Source organism: Rhodococcus sp. (in: high G+C Gram-positive bacteria) (genome assembly GCF_049591685.1).
GTDB lineage: Bacteria > Actinomycetota > Actinomycetes > Mycobacteriales > Mycobacteriaceae > Rhodococcoides.
Window position 1 is genome coordinate 1 of sequence record NZ_JBAWFH010000394.1, and the last position, 4,187, is coordinate 4,187.

Genomic DNA, 4,187 nt, shown 5'->3' on the forward strand with positions numbered 1-4,187 from the left:
TGTGCGCCCGAAGGGATTCGAACCCCTAACCTCTTGATCCGTAGTCAAGTGCTCTATCCGTTGAGCTACGGGCGCGTGTTCAGTTGTGCTGGTTCTCGCGAACCAACCCTACTACGTACTGATTCTCACGAATCAGCGTGGCGGAGGCGAGAGGATTTGAACCTCCGGACCCGGTGAAGGGTCAAGTCATTAGCAGTGACTCCCATTCGGCCGCTCTGGCACGCCTCCTAGGCTGCCGGCCCTCTCGGACCGCCGAGGAAAGAGATTACACACGGTCGAGCCGTCAACGCAAAACGGCTGGTCAGCCCATCAGATAGAGCCGACGGAATCGCCCGGGGAGCGTCAGCGCAGGAACGAGTCGAACCAGTCGAAGATGCGCGACTGCGCCTCGTCGAGCGCCACGGAAGCAGGATCGCGGTCCTCTGTACTACCCGGGGACGGCGACGCATCCGGACGGTGGTTCCGACCGCTGTAGCTCACGACGTTCGTTGCCACCGACGCCCGTGTGGCTGCCTCGCGGAGCGCCTCGATGTGCTCCGGTGGGGTCGAGGGGTCGTCCTCGCCGTAGAGACCGAGCCAGGGAGCCTGGAGCGACGGCGCTGCGTCGACGAGTGCGACGGCATCGCCGTTCAACGGCTCGAGAATTCCAGCCGCGGCGACGCTCACTGCGGCACCCACCGGCCGGTTGGTGGCGACGATCAGGGCCGCGGTGCCGGCGTCGTCGAATCCGATGACTCCCACACAGTCGGGATAGACGCCGCGGGAGGTCAACCAGTCGTAGGTGGCATCGAAGTCGGCGAACAGGTTGTCACCGAAGACCTCGTCGCCGTCGGGAACATCCTCGCGGTGGAACAGATCGGGCGCCACCGCCAGCCATCCTTCGCCGGCGAGCGCTCGCAGCAGGTCGAGAAGTGATTCGGGAACCTCACGTGATTCGTGCAGCACGACGATGCCACCCCGGACACCGCCTTCCGGTTCGACCGCAGTCAGCGGCACTTTCTGCTGCTCAGCAGGGGATTGCTCGGCGTCGACCGGCGCATCACCGGAATCAGCGTCGACTCGGAGCACTGCCACATCCGCGATGATTTCCGACATGACACCAAAATAGTGCCGAAGCGCCGCCTCCCGCATGATTACCGGCGGACGCGCGCAAACCGATACCCGATGCCCGGCGCATAATGTTGGGCGTGACCGCTCGCATTCGCACCGACCTCGACGCCATTCCCGTCTACGTGCCGGGACGCAACTTCCCAGGCGCGATCAAGCTGGCCAGCAACGAAACTACCCAGGGTCCGCTGCCGAGCGTCCGCGAGAAGATCGCGGAAGCCGTCGCACACGTCAACCGCTACCCGGACATCATGGCGACGGAACTCGTCGCCGCACTTGCCGCCGAGTTGAACGTCGAACCGAAGAACGTCACCGCAGGCAACGGGTCGGTCGCTCTCTGCCAGGAAGTCGTGCAGATCACGTGCGATCCGGGCGACGAGGTCGTCTTCGCGTGGCGTTCGTTCGAGGCCTACCCGATCATCGCTCGCGTGGCCGGGGCGACGCCGGTACAGGTGCCGCTCGCCGACAATCACGTGCACGACCTCGACGCCATGCTCGGCGCAATCACGGACCGCACCCGCGTCGTGTTCGTGTGCAACCCCAACAATCCGAGCGGAACGGTCGTCGCCAGATCCGCGTTGGAGAAGTTCCTCGACGCAGTACCGCCGCATGTTCTCGTCGTCCTCGACGAGGCCTACTTCGAATACGCGCGAGAAAGTCCCGACGGCGAGTACACGGACGGCGTCGAGCTGGCACGCGGGCGTCGCAACGTCATCGTTCTACGCACGTTCTCGAAGGCGTACGGCCTCGCAGGGCTACGGGTCGGCTACGCCGTCGGCGATCCGGCGATCATTGCCGCGCTCGGCAAGGTGCGCATCGCCTTCGCGGTCAATTCGGTCGCGCAGCAGGCTGCGCTGGCGTCACTCGCCGCCAAGGACGAACTGCTGGCGCGTGCAGATGCCCTCGTCGTCGAGCGGGAACGCGTGCGCGACGTGCTGCTCGAGATGGGCTACGACGTACCGCGTTCCGACTCCAACTTCGTGTTCCTGCCGCTCGGCGAGCGTTCGATGCCCTTCGCCGATGGATCTGCGGAAGCAGGCGTTCTGCTGCGCGCCTATGGAAACGACGGCGTGCGGATCACCATCGGTGATCCGCACGAGAACGACGCATTCCTGAAGTACGCCGCTACCGCGGCGTCCTGATCGCTAAAGGTCCAGTGCCCGTTCCAGCGTTGGCCATGCCTCGCGCAGATCGTCCTGCCAGTAGGGCCACTGATGGATTCCGTACGGCCGGTAGGTGACGGTCGCCGGGATGTCGAGCGACCGCAACCGGGTGTCGAACAGCGTGGTGCAGTAGAGAGCAGCCGCTTCGAGCGGGCCGCCCATGGCCGCTGCCTCGATGCCGCTCCCGCCGGGGCCCAACTCGTACGGGCCGGGAAGTCCCGTGCCGACGGAGATGTAGATGTCCTTGCCGCGCAGCGCCTCGGCGTTGCGGGACGGGTCGTGCTCGACCCAACGCGGGTCGGAGTTCTCACCCCACATGTTGCTGGCATTGCCACCATTGGTGGCGACCGTGGCACGCACCGCATCCTTGAGGTTGTTCTGTGAGTTGTCGTAGCAACCACTCAGCCCAGCCACACCGTTGTAAAGACCTGGGTGGCGGGTGATGAGATCCATGGCCGCCTGCGCGCCCATCGACACACCCGCGATGGCGTTGGTGCCGTTGCCCGAGAAACGAGCATTGATCAGTGGCGGCAGCTCGGACGTCAAGAACGTCTCCCACTTGTTGACGCCGAGAACGGGGTCGGGGACGTTCCAGTCGGTGTAGTAACTACTCGACCCACCGACCGGCAGTACCACGTTGACGTTCTTGTCAGCGAAGAAGTCGACGATGTCGGTCTTCTGCGTCCACGTGCTCTCGACGTAGTTGGACTCCTTGCCCGCGCTGACGCCGTCGAGGACGTAAAGCGTGGGGCGCGAAACCGACTGAGCCCGGGGCAGCAGTACCTGCACCTGAACGACCTTGTTCATGGCGGCCGACTCGACGAACACCGCCGCACGACGGTCCGTGATCATCTCAACTCGGTCGATCCGCGCCGCCTGCGACGAAGCCGGATCGTCGATGACGGGCGCGGCTCCGTCAGAACTTCCCGTTCCCGGTAGCGGCTGGGCCCCGACCACACCGGTCCCCAGTATCGACAGCGCAAAGCTTGCCCCCAGCGCTGCCAGAACACGACGGTGCATCTGAATTCCCATCCTCCCCCGCCGCGCCACATTGGGCGCAACACGAACTACATCCGTCCCACAACGTAACCCAGGAGTAGGTTTCGCGCCGCAAGCCGTGTAGTCGCTCACAGTAGCCGCGATGAGGTCCTGACAAAAGTTTCGCCGATTGTTTGGGATGCGTCCCAATCTGGCCGGTGAGCTGGGAAGTTGAGTCAGCCGCGCCCGGTCTCGTCCTGCAGTTTGTCGATCATCTCCGATGCCTCGGCCTTGTTGAGTTCGTCGGGCACCTCTGCGCCGGCTTCCTGCGCCAAAGTGTTCAAGTAGCTCTCCTGTGGGCCGGTCATCGGTTCGCCGCCGGTAACCCATTTCTCGGGATCCTTCTCGGGGTTCTGCTGGACCTGATCGTTTTCGCTCATACGTTCGGGTATACACGTTCGTCCCGACATTCAAACTCTGCGGACACTGCACCGCGTCGTTCGACGGAATGACATCCGTTGACTGTTCAATCAACCACCCCGAAGATTCAGGGGCCCACCCCCCTCGTTTCAGGAGCACCACATGACCCGCAAGACCACCCTCGTCCGCCTCGGCCTCGGCGGCTTCGTCCTCGCCGCCGCCATGGCGAGCACCCCGGCCGTTGCCGCCGCGGACCCGATCACCGACTTCCTGTGCCACAGCGGCTCGGCGCAGTTCTGCCCGATTCTGCCGCCGCCTTTCTTTGCGCCGGCACCTCCCGCACCTCAGGCGGCGCCTGCACCGGTTCCCGCACCTCAGGCGGCGCCCGCACCCCGGCCAGCCCCGAGCTCGTTCCAGTACAGCAACTGCACCGAAGCCCGCGACGCAGGTGCAGCACCCGTCTACCGCGACGAGTACGGCTACGGCCCGCACCTGGATCGCGACAACGACGGCATCGGC

At 64.8% G+C, this 4,187-nt stretch carries 5 protein-coding genes and 2 tRNA genes; 2 read left to right on the top strand and 5 right to left on the bottom strand.

Translation table 11 applies throughout. The features are described 5' to 3' along the window. Nucleotides 1–2 precede the first annotated feature (2 nt). The 3 genes from WBQ44_RS16560 to WBQ44_RS16570 all read right to left on the bottom strand — a co-directional run bounded on the left by WBQ44_RS16560 (nt 3) and on the right by WBQ44_RS16570 (nt 1,095). A tRNA-Arg gene (locus WBQ44_RS16560) sits at nt 3–75 on the bottom strand. 63 nt (nt 76–138) lie between these two features. Then, nucleotides 139–228, bottom strand: a tRNA-Ser gene (locus tag WBQ44_RS16565). Nucleotides 229–342: 114 nt separating this feature from the next. Next, the gene (locus tag WBQ44_RS16570) at nt 343–1,095 is read right to left on the bottom strand and encodes a dienelactone hydrolase family protein (protein WP_495567764.1); all 753 of its coding nucleotides are present in this window, start codon (nt 1,093–1,095) and stop codon (nt 343–345) included. 92 nt (nt 1,096–1,187) lie between these two features. Here WBQ44_RS16570 and hisC point away from each other — a divergent pair, with 92 nt between their 5' ends. Next, nucleotides 1,188–2,249, top strand: coding sequence for a histidinol-phosphate transaminase (gene hisC, locus WBQ44_RS16575; RefSeq protein ID WP_495567765.1), 1,062 nt, complete (start codon nt 1,188–1,190; stop codon nt 2,247–2,249). A gap of 3 nt (nt 2,250–2,252) precedes the next feature. On the opposite strand, the gene WBQ44_RS16580 is transcribed toward hisC, so the two are convergent. Both WBQ44_RS16580 and WBQ44_RS16585 read right to left on the bottom strand, forming a co-directional pair. After that, nucleotides 2,253–3,290: an alpha/beta hydrolase gene (locus tag WBQ44_RS16580; RefSeq protein ID WP_495567766.1), complete on the bottom strand. Its 1,038-nt coding sequence runs from the start codon at nt 3,288–3,290 to the stop codon at nt 2,253–2,255. A 194-nt stretch (nt 3,291–3,484) separates the two neighbouring features. After that, nucleotides 3,485–3,688 carry a DUF3072 domain-containing protein gene (locus WBQ44_RS16585; RefSeq protein ID WP_495567767.1) on the bottom strand — a complete coding sequence of 68 codons (204 nt, stop codon included), beginning with the start codon at nt 3,686–3,688 and terminating at the stop codon, nt 3,485–3,487. Nucleotides 3,689–3,830: 142 nt separating this feature from the next. Here WBQ44_RS16585 and WBQ44_RS16590 point away from each other — a divergent pair. Beyond that, on the top strand, nt 3,831–4,187 hold a 357-nt coding region (locus tag WBQ44_RS16590; RefSeq protein ID WP_495567768.1), incomplete at its 3' end, for an excalibur calcium-binding domain-containing protein.

Coding starts and splice junctions, on each gene's coding strand:
- WBQ44_RS16570 (WP_495567764.1), bottom strand. CDS start 1,095: ATGTCGGAAATCATCGCGGATGTGGCAGTGCTCCGAGTCGACGCTGAT.
- WBQ44_RS16580 (WP_495567766.1), bottom strand. CDS start 3,290: ATGCACCGTCGTGTTCTGGCAGCGCTGGGGGCAAGCTTTGCGCTGTCG.
- WBQ44_RS16585 (WP_495567767.1), bottom strand. CDS start 3,688: ATGAGCGAAAACGATCAGGTCCAGCAGAACCCCGAGAAGGATCCCGAG.